This window comes from Stenotrophomonas maltophilia, from assembly GCF_039555535.1.
In the GTDB taxonomy this organism is placed as follows: Bacteria; Pseudomonadota; Gammaproteobacteria; order Xanthomonadales; family Xanthomonadaceae; genus Stenotrophomonas; species Stenotrophomonas maltophilia_Q.
Map to the genome: position 1 here is coordinate 338,330 of NZ_CP154630.1, position 16,576 is coordinate 354,905.

A 16,576-nucleotide genomic window follows, 5' to 3' on the forward strand; every position below is an offset into this window, starting at 1 on the left:
GGGGTGTTACGGCAGGGCGATCAGCGCATCACGAGCTGGCCCTGCTGCTGGCCATTGTTGCGCAGCACGCGCAGCACCAGCGTCGGCGGGCGCTGCTGGAAGTTGGCACGCCAGCTGGCCAGGTCGGCGAATTCACCCACGGTGGCATCGGTGATGATGTCGCCCTGCTGCAGGCCGTTGCTGGCGGCGCGGCTGCCCCGCTTGACCTCGCTGACCAGCACGCCGCTGGCGCCTGACTGGCGCAGCGACTCGGGCAGGTCGACAAAGGTGGCCCCACCCAGGCGCGGGTCCAGGCTGTCGCCGGTGACCGCGCGTGCCTGTTCCTTCAGTGTCGCCTTGATCTGCAGCGGCTTGCCTTCGCGGCGTACGTCCAGCGTCAACGGGCTGCCGACCGCCGCCAGGCCTTCCACGTTGTGCAGGGCTTCGGCGCTGTCCACGCGCTGGCCATTGGCCGACACCACCACGTCGCCCGGCTTCAGGCCGGCCGCGGCGGCGGCCGAACCGGCCAGCACGCGGGTGATCAGCGCACCGCGGGTTTCGCCCAGGCCCAGGCCCTGCGCGATCTGTGCGGTCAGGTTCTGGCTTTCCACGCCCAGCGTGCCGCGTACCACCACGCCGTGCTTGACCAGCTGGTCGACCACGCTGCGCGCCAGGTTCGAGGGAATCGCCAGGCCCAGGCCGATGTTGCCGGCCATGCTGCCCTGCGGGTTGAAGCTGGCCGTGTTGATGCCGACCAGCTGGCCCTGCAGGTCGACCAGCGCGCCACCCGAGTTGCCCGGGTTGATCGACGCGTCGGTCTGGATGAAGTTCTGGTAGCCCAGCCCGCGGATGCCGCTGCGGCCCACCGCCGAGACGATGCCGGAGGTGACCGTCTGGCTGAAGCCGAACGGATTGCCGATGGCCACCACGAAGTCGCCCACCCGCAGCTGGTCGCTGTTGCCGAGCTTGATGTCGGTCAGGTTCTGCGCCGGGATGCGGATCAGCGCGATGTCGGTGTCGCGGTCGGAGCCGAGGAACTCCGCCTTGACCGTACGCCCATCGGCCAACGTCACCTGAACGTCATCGGCGTTGTCGATGACATGGTGGTTGGTCAGCACCAGGCCCTCCTTGGCGTCGATGATGACGCCCGAGCCCAGCGATTCGTTGATGCGTTCCTGCGGGATGTCCGGGAACAGGCGCCGGAAGAACGGGTCGTTGAAGAAGGGGTTGCGCACGCGAACCACCTGCTTGGTGTTGACGCTGACCACCGCCGGCATCGCCTTCTCCAGCATGGGTGCCAGTGACGGCACCTGCTGCCCGGCCACTGCAGCCGGCAGAGCCGCCATGGTCGGTACCACCGCCGGAAGCGGTGCGGCATCGGCACGGTTGTCCAGGTGGGCGTTGATGCCGGTGGCAACGAAGCCACCGAAGGCGGCGGCGATTGCGAGCGTGAGCAGGGTAGGTAGCGGTCGCATGGGAGTCGGTTCGCTGGCGGGAAGGGGGGGCGGTTCGTCTCTACGGTAAAACAAGCTGAATGAGTGTGTCGCGATCTGGATAAATGCGCCATGAAAAACAGGTATGCGAACGGTGCGTCGAGAGCCGGGCACCTGACCCGCGGCGACACCCATCGAGATGATCAGGACACCTCCGAGAGCCACCCTTCGCCGCGCGGACGCAGTCGGATACTTGCGCAGTTCCGCGCAGGGAGGTGCCGCACTGCGCCACAACGCATGCCTGCCGTTGCACGTGCGCAGGTGCGCGCAGCGGCGACGATCAACCCGGTGGGCGGCGGCGCACAGTCCTTAAAAAAAGGGGTTTCCTGAAAACCTGCCGCAACGCGAGGGGGGGTCGACTACACCATTGTCGTCGCAGCAGATGCGATTGCTGGCGCATCACCCGTTCCACGATCGTCAATGTCGGTATAGCATCGCCCCGTTTTGATACTTAAGGCCCCCAGGAGGGCAACATGAGCAACGGTAATGGTGTGTCGGTCGTGACCGACGCCGTCGAGAACGTCAAAGAAACCGCCACCAACGTTGGCGAGACCATCGCCCACGCTGCCGAAGACGCAGTGAAGTCGGTCAAGAAGACCGTCAAGCGCGCCACCAAGGCTGCCGGTACCCGCGTTGCCAAGGCCAAGAAGGCCGTGGCCAAGGTCGAGAAGACCGTTGCCAAGAAGGCCGAGAAGGCTGCCAAGTCGGTCGGCAAGACCGTTGCCAAGGCCAAGCAGAAGCTGGAAGCGGCCAAGAAGAACGCCAAGGCCGAAGCCGCTGCCCTGAAGAAGGAAGTGGCCAAGAAGAAGGCGGCTGCCGGCAAGACCGTGACCAAGAAGGCTGCTGCTGCCAAGAAGACCACCAAGGCTGCCGGCAAGAAGGTCGCCACCGTGAAAAAGGCCGCCACCAAGAAGGCTGCCGTCGCCAAGAAGACCGTTGCCAAGAAGACCGCGGCCGCCAAGAAGGTGGTCGGCAAGAAGGTCGCCACCGCCAAGAAGGCTGTGGCCAAGAAGACCGTCGCCGCCAAGAAGGTCGCCGGCAAGAAGGCCGTGGCTGCGAAGAAGGTTGTCGGCAAGAAGGTTGCCGCCACCAAGAAGGTCGCCACCAAGAAGACCGCCGCTGCCAAGAAGGTTGTTGGCAAGAAGGTTGCTGCCACCAAGAAGGTTGCCACCAGGAAGACCGCTGCTGCCAAGAAGGTTGTCGGCAAGAAGGCCGCCGTTGCCAAGAAGGCAGTTGGCAAGAAGGTTGCCGCCACCCGCAAGACTGTCGCCAAGAAGGCTGCGCCGCTGAAGAAGGTCGCCGCCAAGAAGGCTCCGGCCAAGAAGGCCGTGCGCAAGGTCGCCAAGCGCAAGTAATCGCGCCGTGACCGAAGGCCCTGCCACCCCCCGGGTGGTGGGGCCTTTCGCGTTTCTGGGACGCGGTCTGGGGCAAGATGCAGGTTCTTCCGCCGGAGCCCCGGGCATGCGTGGTATCGACTTCAGTTCCTGGCAGGGCGTGCTGTCCACGTTGGCCGGCCTGGTCCTGATCACCCTGCTGGGCGTGGGCATCCGCCTGCTGGTGATGCAGACCCTGCAGCAGCGCCGCGAGCGCGAGAACCGGCAGATCAACGAACGGCTGCGCACGCTGATGGCGGCCTACAAGACCCTGGGCGGTTCGTTCACCGGCGAACTGGGTGTGGATCCCAGCCATCGCCGTGACCTGCGCCAGCGCGAAGATGCCGAGGGCATCGCCGAGCCCCGCTCGGATCGCGCGCGCCGCATCCGTGATGCCGTCGAGGCCGCGTTGTCGGACATCCTGTTGCTGGGCACCGACGAACAGGTGCGGTTGGCCGCGCGCGCTGCCAACGAACTGGCACAGGGGCGGCCGGTGCACACCCACGAACTGGTGGTCTCGCTGCGCGACTTCGTGCGCGAGGCGCTGGATCTGGCGCCGATTCCGGCCGACCTGCAGATTCCACCGCAGGGGCCGACCCGGCCCGGTGCCAGTGGTGGCGGCAAGGGCCGCAACGACGGCGATGCCAAGGGCGGTCGTGCGGGTGGTGGTGGAAGTGGCGGTGGCGGAGTGGGAGCCGGCATGGGCGGCGTGGGCCTCGGCGCCGGCGCCGCCCTGGGCGCCGGCCATGCCTCCGCCAGCGAAGAAACGGACGCGCGCTGAGCACGTCCGCCCGGTTCAGCGGGTCAGTTCGTAGATCGGCACGAAGCCGCCGTAGATCATCCGCGCGCCGTCGAACGGCATCGGATTCCTCGCAGGATCAAACCGCGGGTCTTCCATCATCTTCTTCATGCCGGCGTCGCGGGTCGGCTTGTCCGGCCATTCGATCCACGAAAACACCACCGTCTCGTCTGGCGTGGCTTTCACTGCGCCGAAGAAGTCGGTGGTCTTGCCGTGCGGCACGTCGTCTCCCCAGCACTCGACCACGCGCAGCGCGCCGTATTCGATGAAGACGGGATCCCCTGTGCGTGCGTGGGCGAGGAACTTCTCCTTGTTGGCGGTGGGCACCGCCAGGACGAAACCATCGATGTAGCTCATTGCCTGCCTCCGGATGGACCGTGCCGCATGCACGGCCTTCAAGTACCCGACGAACCAGGGCGTCGTGGATCGACATCCTGTGTGCGCCTGTTCAGCCCGGACCGCCGGGCAGCGGCGCCAGCACCGTATCCGGTGGCTGCTGGCCGGCCAGGTGGCGCACGAAGTAGTCCCACATGCGGTGCGTGTAGGTGGCGTCGTTGCGGAACAGTTCGTGGTCCTGCCGGGCCAGGTACAGCAGGTCGTAGCTGCGCTGGGCCTTGTTCAGGGCGGCGGCCAGCTGCAGGGTCAGCGCCGGTGGCGCGTTCTCGTCCAGTTCGCCATAGACCAGCAGCAGATGCCCGCGCAGGTTGCCGGCCAGTGCCGCATTGTCGAGCCCGGCAAAGGGCGCCGGCACGCCATCCGCCATGGCCGTAGCTGGCAGCACGCCACCGAACAGCCGGTCCATGCCGTGCAGGGCGCCGCCGTAGATGCCCTGGAAATTGTGGCTGCCGGCCGAGGCCACGCCTACCTTGTAGAACGCCGGATAGCGCAGCAGGGCGCGCGCTGCGCTGTAGCCGCCGAACGAATGCCCATAGATGCCGACCCGCTGCAGGTCGATGCCCGGGTAGCGTTCGCCCAGCTGGCGCAGCGCAGCCACATGGTCATCCAGCTGCACATCGGCGGCGCGCAGGAAGCTGCTGTCATGGAATGCCTTGTCGCGGCCACCGGTGCCACGCGCATCGATGCTGACCACCATGAAGCCGAGTTCGGCCAGGCTGGCGCGTGCCACCGGGTTCAAGGCAGACACCGCCTCGGCGTAGGTCACCGGTGCATTGCTGATGAAGGAACCACCGTACATCGCGTCGATCACCGGGAAGCTGCCGTCATCGCGATAGTCACGGGGCAGGTAGACGGTGGCGAAGATCGGCGTGCGCCCATCGGCGGCCAGCAGCCGCTCGCGCCGTGGTGGGCGCCAACCGGCAGCAACGATCGCGCTGTCATCGGCTGTTTCCAGCACCATCACTTCACGGCCGTCATCGCTGGCCCGCAGCACGGTGCGTGGTGGCTGGTCGAGACGGGAAACGGTATCCACCAGATAGCCGCCGCCCGGCGACAGCGCCTGCGGCGCGCGTGCCCCGAACAGCGCGCCGGTACCGGCATCGGCCATGTGGTCGTTGCCATCGGCGGCCAGGCGCTGGATCGGACCGCCCTGCAGCGATACCCGGTACAGGCCTCGCACGTAGGGGTCGCCACCGTCGACGCCACCGGCGCTGAAGTACGCCCAGCCACCCGCAGCGTCCACACCCAGCAGGTCACGCACCACCCATTTGCCGCGGGTGAGCTGGCGCAGCACTTTGCCGTCGGACAGGCGCACCCGGTACAGATGGCCCCAGCCATCGCGCTGCGAGAACCACACGGCGGTGTCCTGCCCGGGCAGGATGGCCACCGCTGGCCGGTTGTAGGAATACACGTTGAGCTGCAGGCGAGTGTCGCTGGCTTCTTCCAGAACCGTGCGCAATGCACCGCTGTTGGCATCGATCTCCACCAGGCGCAGCCTGCGCGGCGTGCCGAAGTGCGCGATCACGGCATACAACCGATCACCGTCCCAACCCAGGATGCCGGCCTCGCTGAGCGTGTTCCAGCCCTCGGGCAGCGCGATGTCATGCTGCCTGCCGCTGAGGATATCGATCACATACAGGCTGTCGCGGACCTGCTGTGCATCGCCCAGTACCCCCAGCTTCACGGCATGCACGCGCGGCCGCGCGCTGTGGGTCGGGCTGCTTTCCAGATAGGGATAGTCCTGCAGCGCGCGTTCGTCGTAGCGGATGCCGGCTGCGTAACGGCCATCGGGTGACCAGCTCACCGCGAACGGTCGTGCCGGCATCCGGCCCTGACGGCGTGGAATGCCGCGCAGGGTGAAGTCCGGCAGTACGCCATAGCCATGCCCGGTTTCACCGCCGTGGGTCAGTACCTGCGGCGCCGCTCCAGAGCGCTGCAGCCACAGGTTGTGGTCGCGTACCTGCAGCCAGGCATCACCGCCGGGCGACGGCAGTGCATCAGCCGGCGGCAACGCCTGTTGTGCGGCCGTGCACTGCAGGCGTGGCCATTGGCAGTTGATCTCCGCTTCGCCGTTGAACTGCAGGCGCAGGCCATCATCCAGTACCTGCACGTTGTTCAAGCGCAGGCGTGGCCCGCTGGCACCCAGCGGTGCAACTGCGGCGCCCAGCGCATCGGGTTCGAACAGGATCTGGCGCGTAGCCTGGATTGGATCGACCAGTATCGCCTGGCGCCGGCCCTGTGTGTCTTCGCGTTCGTACCAGAAGCGCCCATCCGCCAGCCAGTGGGGCAGGACCGAAGCATTGCGCAGCGCACCGCGCAGATGACTGTCATGCACGCGTTCGGCGCGCTGGTAGTCAGCCGCCTGCAGCGCGTGCGCAGCATGGATCGGAAACAGGGAAGCGCAGGCCAGGAGGGCGGCGCGAACAGACATCAGCAGTGGATCGGAAACGTGCAAGGCAACCTCCTGATGCAGTCGGCGACGAATCACAAATGCACGCGCGCCGCGCGCGTATGCCAGACGAAGCCTGAATCAAGCCCAAAAATTCAGCAATGCGAAGACGGCTGCTTTCAGGGAGCGTTGTGGCGAATAACGGAGAATTTACATTCCCGATGCGATGGCGCCCTGGCGCTGCTGCACACCATAAGAAAGTAAAGGTGTACCCCCATGAAGAATTCGCTGATTGCTCTGGCCCTGGCCGCTGCCCTGCCGTTCACCGCCTCGGCTGCAGAGAACCTGTCCTACAACTACGCCGAAGCCGACTACGCCAAGACCGACATCGACGCGTTCAAGGCCGACGGCTGGGGCGTGAAGGGTTCGTACGGCTTCCTGCCGAACTTCCACGCGTTCGGTGAGTACAGCCGCCAGGAAATCGACCACACCAACATCAAGCTGGACCAGTGGAAGATCGGCGCCGGCTACAACGTTGAAATCGCTCCGACCACCGACTTCGTTGCCCGCGTTGCTTACCAGAAGCGCGACCAGAAGCACGGCCTGGACTTCAACGGCTACAGCGCTGAAGCTGGTATCCGCACCGCCTTCGGTGCCCACGCCGAAGTCTACGGCATGGTCGGCTACGAAGATTTCTCGAAGAAGCACGGCATCAATCCGGAAGGCCAGTGGTACGGCCGCCTGGGTGGTCAGGTCAAGCTGAACCAGAACTGGGGCCTGAACGGCGAGCTGAAGATGAACCGCGATGGCGACAAGGAATACACCGTCGGCCCGCGTTTCAGCTGGTAATTGCTTCCTCGGCGCGCCTGCGCGCTGAAGATGCCTCGACAGGCCCGGCTCATGCCGGGCCTGTTGCGTATCCGGCCGGGCAAACGCCATCTGACCGAGTCACGCCGGGGCCACGGCATTGCAACGAATTGGATTCCGCACGCGCCAACTCCACCCTAGGGTGGGTGGCCTGTTCTGCAGGAATGCAAAGATGCCCACGTTCCAGTCGCCCCGCGATCCTCCCCGCCGGTTGTTGCTGCTGGATCCGCACCCACTGCTGCGGCATGGCGTACAGGAACTTCTGGCGAAGCAGGCGGGCCTGCGCGTGGAAGGAAGCTTTGGCTGCAGCGGTGACCTGCTGCAACGCCTGAGGCAACAGGAGGCTTCGATCGATCTGCTGCTGGTTGATGCATTGCCGATCGGCGACAGCGGAGAAGGCCTTGAACTGCTGCGCCACGTATCGCTGCACTGGCCGGCAATGCCGATTCTGGTGCTGTCGGCGCACTGTAACGCTGGTGTCGTGGCCAGGGCACTGCAGGCGGGGGCGCGCGGGTTCCTGTCCAAGACCTGCGCCCCACAGATGCTGCTGCGGGCGTTGAGCGTGGTGGGCCGTGGTGGACGCTTCGTGCCGCCGGAACTGCGAGCGCAATTGAACCAGTCACGCCGGCAGCGCCAGCAGTCCATGCGTCCACTGCGATTGAGCATGCGCGAACGAATGGTCCTGCAATGGGTGTTGCGTGGGGGCAGTACCGGCGAGATGGCACGCCGCTGCGGTCGTTCGCCCAGCACCATCAGCACGCAGAAGCGCGCGGCCTATCGCAAGCTGGGCATCCGCAACGATAGCGAGCTGTTCCGCTTCCGCCATCTGATCGAAGCGGATTGAGGGGCAACTACTCGCCCTGGTACTGCTTCTCCTCCACCAGCGCCGAACCTGCCACCCGGTTGATCTCGTTCTTCACCTGCACGCGCTCGCCATTGGTGCCATAGACACCGCGTGCCAGCTGGATGAAGGCATCGTCGAACACCTGGGCCGCTTCCTTGTCGCGCAGCTGGTCCTGGATGTCCCACATGCGCTCGTTGATCGCCTTCAGCTGCTGCTTCAGCACGGCCAGCGCCGGCTGTGCCTGCAGCTGCTGCTGCAACAAGGGAAGCAGGCCGTCCAGCTCGGTGCGTACGTTGGCCAGCTTGGCGGCATCATCGATGCGCTCGGCCTTGATCTCGAGAATGGTGATCTTGTCGATCAGCTCGCCGATCGATACCGGAGTCAGGATGGCATCCACGCAGTTGGTCCCTTTGAACAGGGCGCCATGATACCGCGCCGGTGGTGCCCGGCCCCGGTCTGCTGGATTTACGCCGAATTTGCGCTGCGGACCCGGCAGCACCCTCGATCCGTTACGGCCCCTCCTCCGACACTGCCGTCCCGGCGGCCAGACCGCCTTCGACGAGGAAAACAGTGCAGTGAACAGCAAGGGGACAATGGCGGCGGCGGTGGCCGCGCTGGCAGGGCTGCTTGGCATCGGCAGCGCGCAGGCACAGGTGCAGGTGAGCGGCAACATGGCGTTGACCAGCGATTACGTGTGGCGTGGCAGCTCGCAGAGCGATGGCCAGCCGGCCGTACAGGCGGGCGCCAAGGTCACGGTGGGATCGGGCTGGTACGCCAGCGTGTGGGGTTCCAATGTTTCGTTCAAACCGGACAACGGCGCGCGCAGCGAATTCGATCTGGTTGCTGGCTGGTCGGGCGCGCTGGCCACGGACTGGACGCTGGATGCCAACCTGACGCGCTACGTGTATCCAGGCACCGGCCGCGCGCTGGACTGGACCGAACTCAACACCACGCTGACCTGGAAGCAGCGCGCCTGGCTGCAGGTCGCGCACTCCAACGATGCGCTGGCCGGTGGCCATCGTGGTACCTATGCCCAGCTCGGTGTGCGTGTGCCGCTGCACGAGCGCGTCCGTCTGGAAGCGGCGGTGGGCCAGTACTGGCTGGCCACCGCACAGGGACCGGATTACCTGCATGGCCAGCTCAGTGCCATTGCCACGTTGACGCCGGCGTGGGAGCTGCGTGCCACCGTTCACGACACGGACAACGCAGCCAAGCGCCTGTTCCCCGGCAACGCCGGTGGGCGATGGGAGCTGGCGCTGCAGGGCAGCTTCTAGTCGGCCATCGAGGCCTGGCGTGCACGCAGCGCGCCGGGCAGCCACAGCAGCAGCGCCAGCACGGCCACGGCAGCACCGGCCACGCAGACGCCGGTCCAGCCGAAGCGCTGGTAGACCTGCGCCGACAGCAGCGAACCCAGCGAACCGCCGATGAAGTAGCCGGTCATGTAACCGGCATTGAGGCGATTGCGTGCCGCAGGCTGCAGCGCATAGATCAGGTTCTGGTTGCTGACGTGCAGCAGCTGCGCAGCCAGGTCCAGCACCACCACGCCCACCAGCAATGCCAGCAGCGAGTGCGCGGACAGCCCCAGCGGCAGCCACGACAGCAGCAACAGCAGCAGTGCGATGGCGGTGGCGCGACCGGTCTGGCCACGGTCGGACATGCGCCCGGCCAGGCCGGCGGCCAGCGTGCCGGCCGCACCCACCAGGCCGAACAGGCCGATGGTGGCGTCGCTGTAGGCGTAGGACGGCTGTGCCAGCAGGAAGGCGAGCGGTGTCCAGAAGATCGCGAACATGGCGAAGCTGCAGGCGCCCAGCAGGGTGCGCTGGCGCAGCACCGGTTCCTGCACGAACAGCACGCCGATCGAGCGCAGCAGTGCGAAGTAGCCGAGGCCGGCGCTGTGGTGGAATCGCGGCAGGCCGCGCTGCAGCGCCAGTGCGGTCACCACCAGGGTGCCGGCCGCGATCGCGTACACCAGGCGCCAGTCACCCAGGCTGGACAGCAGGCCAGCGACGGTGCGGGCCAGCAGGATGCCCAGCAGCAGGCCGCTCATCAGCGTGCCGACCACGCGGCCGCGATGCTCGGGGGCAGCCAACGTGGCCGCGAACGGCACCAGCACCTGTGCCACTACCGAGAACAGGCCGGTGATCGCGGTACCCACCAGCAGCCAGGCGAGCGACGGCGCGCAGGCGCTGATCACCAGGCCGCCGGCCGACAGCAGGCTCATTACCACGATCAGGCGGCGGCGCTCCAACAGGTCGCCCAGTGGCACCAGCAGGATCAGCCCGGCGGCGTAGCTCAGCTGCGCGGCGGTCACCACCATGCCGACCTGGCCGAACGGCACGCCGAAGGCATCGGCGATGGTGTGCAGCAGTGGCTGCGCATAGTAGTTGCTGGCCACCGCCACGCCGGTAGCGACCGACATCAGCAGCACCTGCCAACGGTGCAGAGGGGGAAGGGACGGGCTCACGCGATGTTCCAGGAAGCGGGGGGGCACAGTGTCCGCCTGCTGCGAGCATGATGGAAATGAATCATCATCATCCGTACCATCTGGAAACAAGATAGTTGTATGAACCTCAAGCAGCTCGAATTCGCCGTGGCGCTGGCCGAAGAGAGCAATTTCACCCGTGCCGCCGAGCGCTGCCACGTGGTGCAGTCCGCGCTCAGCCACCAGATCGCCCACCTGGAACAGGAACTGGGTGCCACGCTGTTCGAGCGCCTGCCGCGCCAGGTGCGGGCCACCGCCGCCGGCGAGGCGTTGCTGGTGCACGCACGCCAGGTGCTGGCCAGCCTGCGCCACCTGCGCGCCGACGTGGCCGCCGTCAGTGGCGAAGTGGGTGGGTTGCTGGCCATCGGGCAGATTTCCTCGCTGACCGGCATCGACGTTGTGGCGATGCTGGCGGCCTTCCAGCGCGTGCACCCGCAGGTGGAGTTCCAGCTGCACGTGGACAAGAGCGAGGACCTGATCGCGCAGGTACAGTCGCGCGCGCTGGATGTGGCACTGGTAGGCCTGGCGCCTTCGGCAGCGCTGGACGGTGTCTGCCACCAGGTGCTGCAGGAGGAGGATCTGGTAGCGGTAATGGCGCCATCGCACCGGCTGGCCGGGCGCAAGCGGCTGCCATTGGCCGCACTGCAGGATGAAGCACTGGTCGACTTCCCGCGCGGCACCGGCGCACGCCAGCAGACCGATGATGCTTTTGCCGCAGCCGGACTGCCGCACACGGTCCGTTTCGAGGTCAACCTGATGGAACTGGTCGAGCGCTTCGTCCGCCATGGGTTGGCGGTCGGCATCGTGCCGGCATTGATCGCCGATGGGTTCCAGGGTGTGGTGCAGATTCCGCTGCAGCCGACCCCGACCCGGCGCGTGCACCTGGTCTGGCAGCGCCTGCCGACACCAGCGGCGCGGGCGTTCGTCGACGCCGTGCTCAGCCGCGCAGGCGCAGGCTCAGACCCTTGAGGAAGTTGCGCAGCATCTGGTCCAGGCAACGCCGGTAGTTGGCGTGCCCGGGTTGACGGAACAGCGCGCCCACTTCCGACTTGGAGACATTGAAACCTGCGCTGGCAAAGATCTCCATCAGATCGACGTCGCGCAACTGGAATGCCACGCGCAGCTTCTTCAGCACCAGGTTGTTGTCGATGCGGGTTTCCACCGCACGCTGCGGCTGGCTCTCGTCGCGACCGCGCAGGTGCACGATCAGGCCGTCGAGGAAGTGGGCCAGCGCGCTGTCGTTCATCGCCTCGAAACCGGCTTCGTCCTCGCGGCGCAGCCAGGCTTTCACCTGTTCGGTATCCACGGCGAAGGCCGGGTCGGCCATCTGGCACAGGGTCACCACGTGCTGGTCGCCCAGGTCCAGGGAGTAGCGCACGCTGCGCAGGACATCGTTGTTGATCATGGCCCATTGTACCGGCCCCCTGCAGCTGGGGTCAGATCCCTGTGCGGAGCAGAGGGATCTGACCCCGGATCTGGCCGATCCGGCAACACAGCGGCCAACCGACGATGCCAGAATGGGGGTCTGGTTTCCCCTGGAGTTGCCTGATGACCCGCACTGTCCTGATTACCGGCGCCACGTCCGGCTTCGGCGCCGCCGCCGTCCACCGCTTCGCCCAGGCGGGCTGGAAGGTGATCGCCACCGGCCGCCGCGGCGAGCGCCTGCAGCCGCTGGTCGACCGCTACGGCAAGGACGTGGTGCACGCCGCCGTCTTCGACATCCGCGATGCGGTGGCGATGGAAGCGGCGCTGCTGGCGCTGCCGCCGGCGTTCGGTGAGATCGACCTGCTGGTCAACAATGCGGGCCTGGCACAGGGCACAGCGCCGGCGCAGAGCGCGAAGCTGTCGGACTGGACCACGATGATCGACACCAACATCACCGCGCTGGTGACCCTGACCCACCGCCTGCTGCCTCAGCTGGTGGAGCGCAAGGGCGCGATCATCAACATTTCGTCGGTGGCGGGTGTCTACCCGTACCCGGGCGGCAACGCCTACGGCGGTACCAAGGCCTTCGTCAGCCAGTTCTCGCTGGGCCTGCGTTCGGACCTGCACGGTACCGGCGTGCGCGTGACCACGATCGAACCGGGCATGGCCGAAACCGAGTTCACCGTGGTCCGCACCCACGGCGACCAGGCGGCGTCGGACAAGCTCTATACCGGCGCCAACCCGATGACCGCCGAGGACATCGCCGAGCAGATCTTCTGGGTGGCCACGCTGCCGCCGCACCTGAACATCAATCGCTTGGAACTGATGCCGGTCAGCCAGTCGTTCGCCGGCTTCCAGGTGGCCCGCGAAGGCTGACCTGCGCCGTACGACGTCTCGTGCCATCGCGGGTGGGGTGTGTCCTGTAGAGCCGAGCCCATGCTCGGCTCCGTCGGGATTCAGCCGAGCACGGCTCGGCTCTACAGAAACAGAAAAGCCGGGCAATGCCCGGCTTTTTCCATTTCGATCCGGCAGGTTACTGCGCCTTGATCGCCATCGCCTGCAGGCCGGTGCCATCCAGCTTCTGCTTGGCTTCAGACAGTTCGCCGGCGCTGCCATACGGCCCCATGCGCACGCGGTACACGGTCTTGCCGTTGATCTGTGCCGACTCCACGCGTGCCGCAAGACCCATCATCGCCAGCTTGGCCTTGGTGGCTTCGGCATCGCCGGAGGCACCGAAGGCGCCTGCCTGCAGGATGTAGCGGGCGTTGTCGGCAGCCGCCGGTGCGGCGGCAGCGGCCGCGGTACCCGCCGTTGCCGGTGCAGTTTCCGTGCGTGCTGCCGGCGTGGCGGCCGCGGTGCTGGTCGAGGCCGGGGCGGTGCCGGCCGACGGCGTTGCCGCCGCCGGGCGTTCACTCAGCGGTGCCGGCAGCGGACGGCTGGTGGCGGTCACCTGCGCGGTGCTGGACACGCTGGCGGTGGCCGCCGGTGCCGGTGCCGGTGCCGGTGCGGTGGTGGTCGCCGGCGGAACCGGCTTGCCTTCCAGGGCAGCCTGCGCGCGCGACGCTTCGGCCTTGGCCCGGCGCTGCTCTTCGGCACGTGCGCTGGCAGCCAGTTCGGCGTCGGACATTTCGACTTCCTTGCCCGGCAGCAGGGTGTAGAAGTCGTACTGGGTGGCGGCCGGCTTTTCCGGTTCGGCCGGCTTCGGCGTCGCCGGCTGCGCGGCCGGCTGGGTGCCGACATCGCTGTCGGCATCTGCGACCGGCGCCGGCTGCGCGTTCGGGTTCGGTTGCGGACCGGCGCGCAGGAAGCCATCGCCCTCGCCCTTGAACAGGTTCGGCGCCGCCAGGAACACCACGGCCGCGATCGCTACACCGGCCACCAGCCACACCCATCCGGGTGTGCCCTGGCTGCCGCTGTTGCGTCGTGCCTGGCTTTTGCCGCGTCGTGCTGCCATGAGTACTGCGTCTCCTGATGCTTACATTTTTTCCGGGGCGCTGACGCCCAGGAGGTCGAGGCCATTGGCCAGTACCTGGCGCGCCGCACAGGCCAAGGTCAGCTTGGCGTTGCGGTCGGCGGCGTCATCCACCAGCACCGGCGTCCCGTGATACCACGTGTGGAACGCGTGCGCCAATTCACGCAGGTACTGCGCCACCAGATGCGGTTCCAGTGCCACGCCGGCCGCTTCCACCACTTCCGGATACCGCGAGATCTCGTTCATCAGCAGCAGAGAGGCGTCGTCGGCCAGGCGGCCGAGGTTGGCCAGGCCGTTGCCCTGTTCGTACACCAGGCCCTTCTCCTGAGCTTGGCGCAACAGGCTGCAGACGCGGGCATGCGCGTACTGCACGTAGAACACCGGGTTGTCGTTGCTCTGCTGGCGTGCCAGGTCGATGTCGAAGGTCAGCTGCGAATCGGGCTTGCGCGCGATCAGGAACCAGCGGGTCGCATCGCGGCCGGCTTCCTCGATCAGGTCGCGCAGGGTGAAGTAGCTGCCGGCACGCTTGGACAGTTTCACTTCCTCGCCGCCGCGCATGACGGTGACCATCTGGTGCAGCACGTATTCCGGCCAGCCCTGCGGGATGCCCACTTCCATCGCCTGCAGGCCGGCGCGCACGCGCGCCAGCGAGCCGTGGTGGTCGGCGCCCAGCTCGGTGATCGCGCGCTCGTAGCCGCGTTGCCACTTGGACAGGTGGTAGGCCACGTCCGGCACGAAGTAGGTGAAGGTGCCGTCGGACTTGCGCATCACGCGGTCCTTGTCGTCACCGAAGTCGGTGCTGCGCAGCCACAGCGCGCCACCTTCCTCGTAGGTATGGCCCGAGGCCTGCAGCTTGGCGACCGCTTCAGCAACCTTGCCGTCGGCGTACAGCGAGCTTTCCAGGAAGTAGATGTCGAAGTCGACGCCGAACGCGGCCAGGTCCAGGTTCTGCTCGTTGCGCAGGTAGGCCACGGCGAAGCGGCGGATCGCCTGCATGTCGTCCGGGTCCTTGGCGCCAACCACGGTGCTGCCTTCCAAGTCGACGCTGGCGCCGGCCATGTAGGCGCGGGCGACGTCGGCGATGTATTCACCGCGGTAGCCGCCTTCCGGCCAGCCGTCCTGGTCAGGCGCGATGCCCTTGATCCGTGCCTGGGTGGACAGCGCCAGGTTCTCGATCTGAACGCCGGCGTCGTTGTAGTAGAACTCGCGCTTGGCGTTCCAGCCGTTGGCATCGAGCACGCGCGCCACGCAGTCGCCGATCGCCGCCGCGCGGCCATGGCCGACATGCAGCGGACCGGTCGGGTTGGCCGACACGTACTCCACGCCCACCGTGCGGCCATTGCCGGACAGGTTGCGGCCGTAGTCGTGGGCTTCCTTGATGACCGAAGCGGCTTCACGCTGGTACGCAGCCGGAGCCAAGTGGAAGTTGATGAAGCCGGGGCCGGCAATCTCGACCTTGCTGACGTCCTCGCTGCGCGGCAGCGCCTCGACCAGCGCCTGTGCCAGTGCGCGCGGATTGCTGCGCGCGGCCTTGGCCAGCAGCATCGCGGCGTTGGTGGCGAAGTCGCCGTGGTCGCGGGTCTTCGGGCGCTCGACCACGAAGTCCGGCGGCAGGGAGTCGGCGGGCAGGGTGCCATTGGCGCGCAAGGCTTCGATGCCTTGGCTGATCAGGGCGCGGAGGAGATTTTTCACGAGGCCTGCTGTGAGAATGAGCGGCGGAATCGCCCATTTTAGCGCAGATACCCGCAGCCACGCTGACCGGAAGATGCCTGTGGGGGCGACCGATGGCCCCTGGCGGGGCCGCGCTCAGCCGAACAGGCGCGGCTGGGCCTGGGCCAGCAGGCCTCGTTCAGCAAACGAAACGGGACGGCCCTCGCCGACCACGAAGTGGTCCAGCAGTCGCACGTCCACCATTGCCAGCGCCTGCTGCAGTTCGTCGGTGATGCGGGTATCGGCGCTGGAGGGCTCCGGGTCGCCGGAAGGGTGGTTGTGGCTGAGGATCACCGCCGCCGCGTTGTGCAGCAGGGCGCGCCGCACCACTTCGCGGGGGTAGACCGGGGCGGCGTTGATGGTGCCGTGGAACAGCTCTTCACAGGCGATCAGGCGGTGGCGGTTGTCCAGGAACAGGGCCATGAAGACCTCGCGGGCCTGCCCACGCAGGCGGTGCTGCAGGTAGCGGCCGACCGCCGCCGGGTTGTTGCCTACCGCCTCGCCGTGCTCCAGTTCGGCCGCCAGATAGCGATGGGCCAGCTCCAGCCCGGCAGCGAGCGTGCAACTGCGGGCCGGGCCGAGCCCGGGCAGGCGGGCCAGTTCGGCTGCGGGGCGGTCGAGCAGTATCCGCAACGGGCCGTGCGCCTGCAGCAGGTCGCGCGCGGTCTGCACGGCATCGCGGCCACCGAACCCGGAGCCGAGAAACAGGGCCAGCAGTTCGGCGTCGGAAAGTGCCGTGGGCCCGCGTGCGATCAACTTCTCGCGCGGGCGTTCCTGTTCGGGCCAGTCATGGATGGGCATGGCCCCATCATCGCCAGACTTTGCGGCGGCTCCCATCGGGGCAAGC

16 protein-coding genes are annotated in these 16,576 nt (G+C 67.1%); 7 read left to right on the top strand and 9 right to left on the bottom strand.

Annotation, left to right across the window (positions count from 1 at the left end):
- Window positions 1-20 precede the first annotated feature (20 nt).
- Window positions 21-1,454 (bottom strand): Do family serine endopeptidase, encoded by a 1,434-nt coding sequence (locus AASM09_RS01475; RefSeq protein WP_049429642.1) that lies wholly within the window; start codon window positions 1,452-1,454, stop codon window positions 21-23.
- A 491-nt stretch (window positions 1,455-1,945) separates the two neighbouring features.
- Here AASM09_RS01475 and AASM09_RS01480 point away from each other — a divergent pair, with 491 nt between their 5' ends.
- Window positions 1,946-2,827 carry a hypothetical protein gene (locus AASM09_RS01480; protein WP_049429643.1) on the top strand — a complete coding sequence of 294 codons (882 nt, stop codon included), beginning with the start codon at window positions 1,946-1,948 and terminating at the stop codon, window positions 2,825-2,827.
- A 106-nt stretch (window positions 2,828-2,933) separates the two neighbouring features.
- On the top strand, window positions 2,934-3,626 hold the full coding sequence (locus tag AASM09_RS01485; protein ID WP_049429644.1) for a hypothetical protein: 693 nt from the start codon (window positions 2,934-2,936) through the stop codon (window positions 3,624-3,626).
- Between the two features lie 15 nt (window positions 3,627-3,641).
- Here AASM09_RS01485 and AASM09_RS01490 read toward each other — a convergent pair whose 3' ends face one another.
- Window positions 3,642-4,001, bottom strand: a complete 360-nt coding sequence (locus tag AASM09_RS01490; RefSeq protein ID WP_049429645.1) for a DUF1428 domain-containing protein — start codon at window positions 3,999-4,001, stop codon at window positions 3,642-3,644.
- A 91-nt stretch (window positions 4,002-4,092) separates the two neighbouring features.
- Window positions 4,093-6,495 (bottom strand): S9 family peptidase, encoded by a 2,403-nt coding sequence (locus AASM09_RS01495; RefSeq protein WP_049429646.1) that lies wholly within the window; start codon window positions 6,493-6,495, stop codon window positions 4,093-4,095.
- Between the two features lie 210 nt (window positions 6,496-6,705).
- On the opposite strand from AASM09_RS01495, the gene AASM09_RS01500 reads away from it, so the two are divergent.
- Together AASM09_RS01500 and AASM09_RS01505 are read left to right on the top strand one after the other, a co-directional pair.
- Window positions 6,706-7,278: an Ax21 family protein gene (locus tag AASM09_RS01500; protein ID WP_032130335.1), complete on the top strand. Its 573-nt coding sequence runs from the start codon at window positions 6,706-6,708 to the stop codon at window positions 7,276-7,278.
- Window positions 7,279-7,468: 190 nt separating this feature from the next.
- The gene (locus AASM09_RS01505) at window positions 7,469-8,140 is read left to right on the top strand and encodes a response regulator transcription factor (protein ID WP_049429647.1); all 672 of its coding nucleotides are present in this window, start codon (window positions 7,469-7,471) and stop codon (window positions 8,138-8,140) included.
- Between the two features lie 7 nt (window positions 8,141-8,147).
- Here AASM09_RS01505 and AASM09_RS01510 read toward each other — a convergent pair whose 3' ends face one another.
- The gene (locus AASM09_RS01510; RefSeq protein WP_049429648.1) at window positions 8,148-8,537 is read right to left on the bottom strand and encodes a DUF6165 family protein; all 390 of its coding nucleotides are present in this window, start codon (window positions 8,535-8,537) and stop codon (window positions 8,148-8,150) included.
- Window positions 8,538-8,715: 178 nt separating this feature from the next.
- Here AASM09_RS01510 and AASM09_RS01515 point away from each other — a divergent pair, with 178 nt between their 5' ends.
- Window positions 8,716-9,414 (top strand): TorF family putative porin, encoded by a 699-nt coding sequence (locus AASM09_RS01515; RefSeq protein ID WP_049429649.1) that lies wholly within the window; start codon window positions 8,716-8,718, stop codon window positions 9,412-9,414.
- Here AASM09_RS01515 and AASM09_RS01520 read toward each other — a convergent pair.
- A complete protein-coding gene (locus tag AASM09_RS01520) occupies window positions 9,411-10,559 on the bottom strand; it encodes an MFS transporter (protein WP_219632174.1) in 1,149 nt (382 codons plus the stop codon). The genes AASM09_RS01515 and AASM09_RS01520 overlap by 4 nt on opposite strands.
- Before the next feature lie 144 nt (window positions 10,560-10,703).
- Here AASM09_RS01520 and AASM09_RS01525 point away from each other — a divergent pair, with 144 nt between their 5' ends.
- Complete coding sequence (locus AASM09_RS01525; RefSeq protein ID WP_049429651.1) at window positions 10,704-11,591, top strand: LysR family transcriptional regulator; 888 nt, start codon at window positions 10,704-10,706, stop codon at window positions 11,589-11,591.
- On the opposite strand, the gene AASM09_RS01530 is transcribed toward AASM09_RS01525, so the two are convergent.
- A complete protein-coding gene (locus AASM09_RS01530) occupies window positions 11,560-12,027 on the bottom strand; it encodes a DUF1456 family protein (RefSeq protein ID WP_014035693.1) in 468 nt (155 codons plus the stop codon). The genes AASM09_RS01525 and AASM09_RS01530 overlap by 32 nt on opposite strands.
- Before the next feature lie 143 nt (window positions 12,028-12,170).
- Here AASM09_RS01530 and AASM09_RS01535 point away from each other — a divergent pair, with 143 nt between their 5' ends.
- Window positions 12,171-12,923, top strand: a complete 753-nt coding sequence (locus tag AASM09_RS01535; RefSeq protein ID WP_049429652.1) for an SDR family NAD(P)-dependent oxidoreductase — start codon at window positions 12,171-12,173, stop codon at window positions 12,921-12,923.
- A 157-nt stretch (window positions 12,924-13,080) separates the two neighbouring features.
- Here AASM09_RS01535 and AASM09_RS01540 read toward each other — a convergent pair whose 3' ends face one another.
- The 3 genes from AASM09_RS01540 to radC form a co-directional block, all read right to left on the bottom strand.
- Complete coding sequence (locus AASM09_RS01540) at window positions 13,081-14,001, bottom strand: SPOR domain-containing protein (RefSeq protein WP_343368720.1); 921 nt, start codon at window positions 13,999-14,001, stop codon at window positions 13,081-13,083.
- A 21-nt stretch (window positions 14,002-14,022) separates the two neighbouring features.
- Entirely contained in the window at window positions 14,023-15,711 is a 1,689-nt protein-coding gene (gene argS, locus AASM09_RS01545; protein ID WP_049429654.1) for an arginine--tRNA ligase, read from the bottom strand.
- A gap of 114 nt (window positions 15,712-15,825) precedes the next feature.
- Entirely contained in the window at window positions 15,826-16,530 is a 705-nt protein-coding gene (gene radC / locus AASM09_RS01550; protein WP_049429655.1) for a RadC family protein, read from the bottom strand.
- Between the last annotated feature and the right edge of the window lie 46 nt (window positions 16,531-16,576).

Coding starts and splice junctions, on each gene's coding strand:
- AASM09_RS01500 (WP_032130335.1), top strand. CDS start 6,706: ATGAAGAATTCGCTGATTGCTCTGGCCCTGGCCGCTGCCCTGCCGTTC.
- AASM09_RS01480 (WP_049429643.1), top strand. CDS start 1,946: ATGAGCAACGGTAATGGTGTGTCGGTCGTGACCGACGCCGTCGAGAAC.
- radC (WP_049429655.1), bottom strand. CDS start 16,530: ATGCCCATCCATGACTGGCCCGAACAGGAACGCCCGCGCGAGAAGTTG.
- AASM09_RS01535 (WP_049429652.1), top strand. CDS start 12,171: ATGACCCGCACTGTCCTGATTACCGGCGCCACGTCCGGCTTCGGCGCC.
- AASM09_RS01505 (WP_049429647.1), top strand. CDS start 7,469: ATGCCCACGTTCCAGTCGCCCCGCGATCCTCCCCGCCGGTTGTTGCTG.
- AASM09_RS01525 (WP_049429651.1), top strand. CDS start 10,704: ATGAACCTCAAGCAGCTCGAATTCGCCGTGGCGCTGGCCGAAGAGAGC.
- AASM09_RS01490 (WP_049429645.1), bottom strand. CDS start 4,001: ATGAGCTACATCGATGGTTTCGTCCTGGCGGTGCCCACCGCCAACAAG.
- AASM09_RS01530 (WP_014035693.1), bottom strand. CDS start 12,027: ATGATCAACAACGATGTCCTGCGCAGCGTGCGCTACTCCCTGGACCTG.
- AASM09_RS01540 (WP_343368720.1), bottom strand. CDS start 14,001: ATGGCAGCACGACGCGGCAAAAGCCAGGCACGACGCAACAGCGGCAGC.
- AASM09_RS01485 (WP_049429644.1), top strand. CDS start 2,934: ATGCGTGGTATCGACTTCAGTTCCTGGCAGGGCGTGCTGTCCACGTTG.
- AASM09_RS01475 (WP_049429642.1), bottom strand. CDS start 1,454: ATGCGACCGCTACCTACCCTGCTCACGCTCGCAATCGCCGCCGCCTTC.
- AASM09_RS01520 (WP_219632174.1), bottom strand. CDS start 10,559: ATGTCGGTCGCTACCGGCGTGGCGGTGGCCAGCAACTACTATGCGCAG.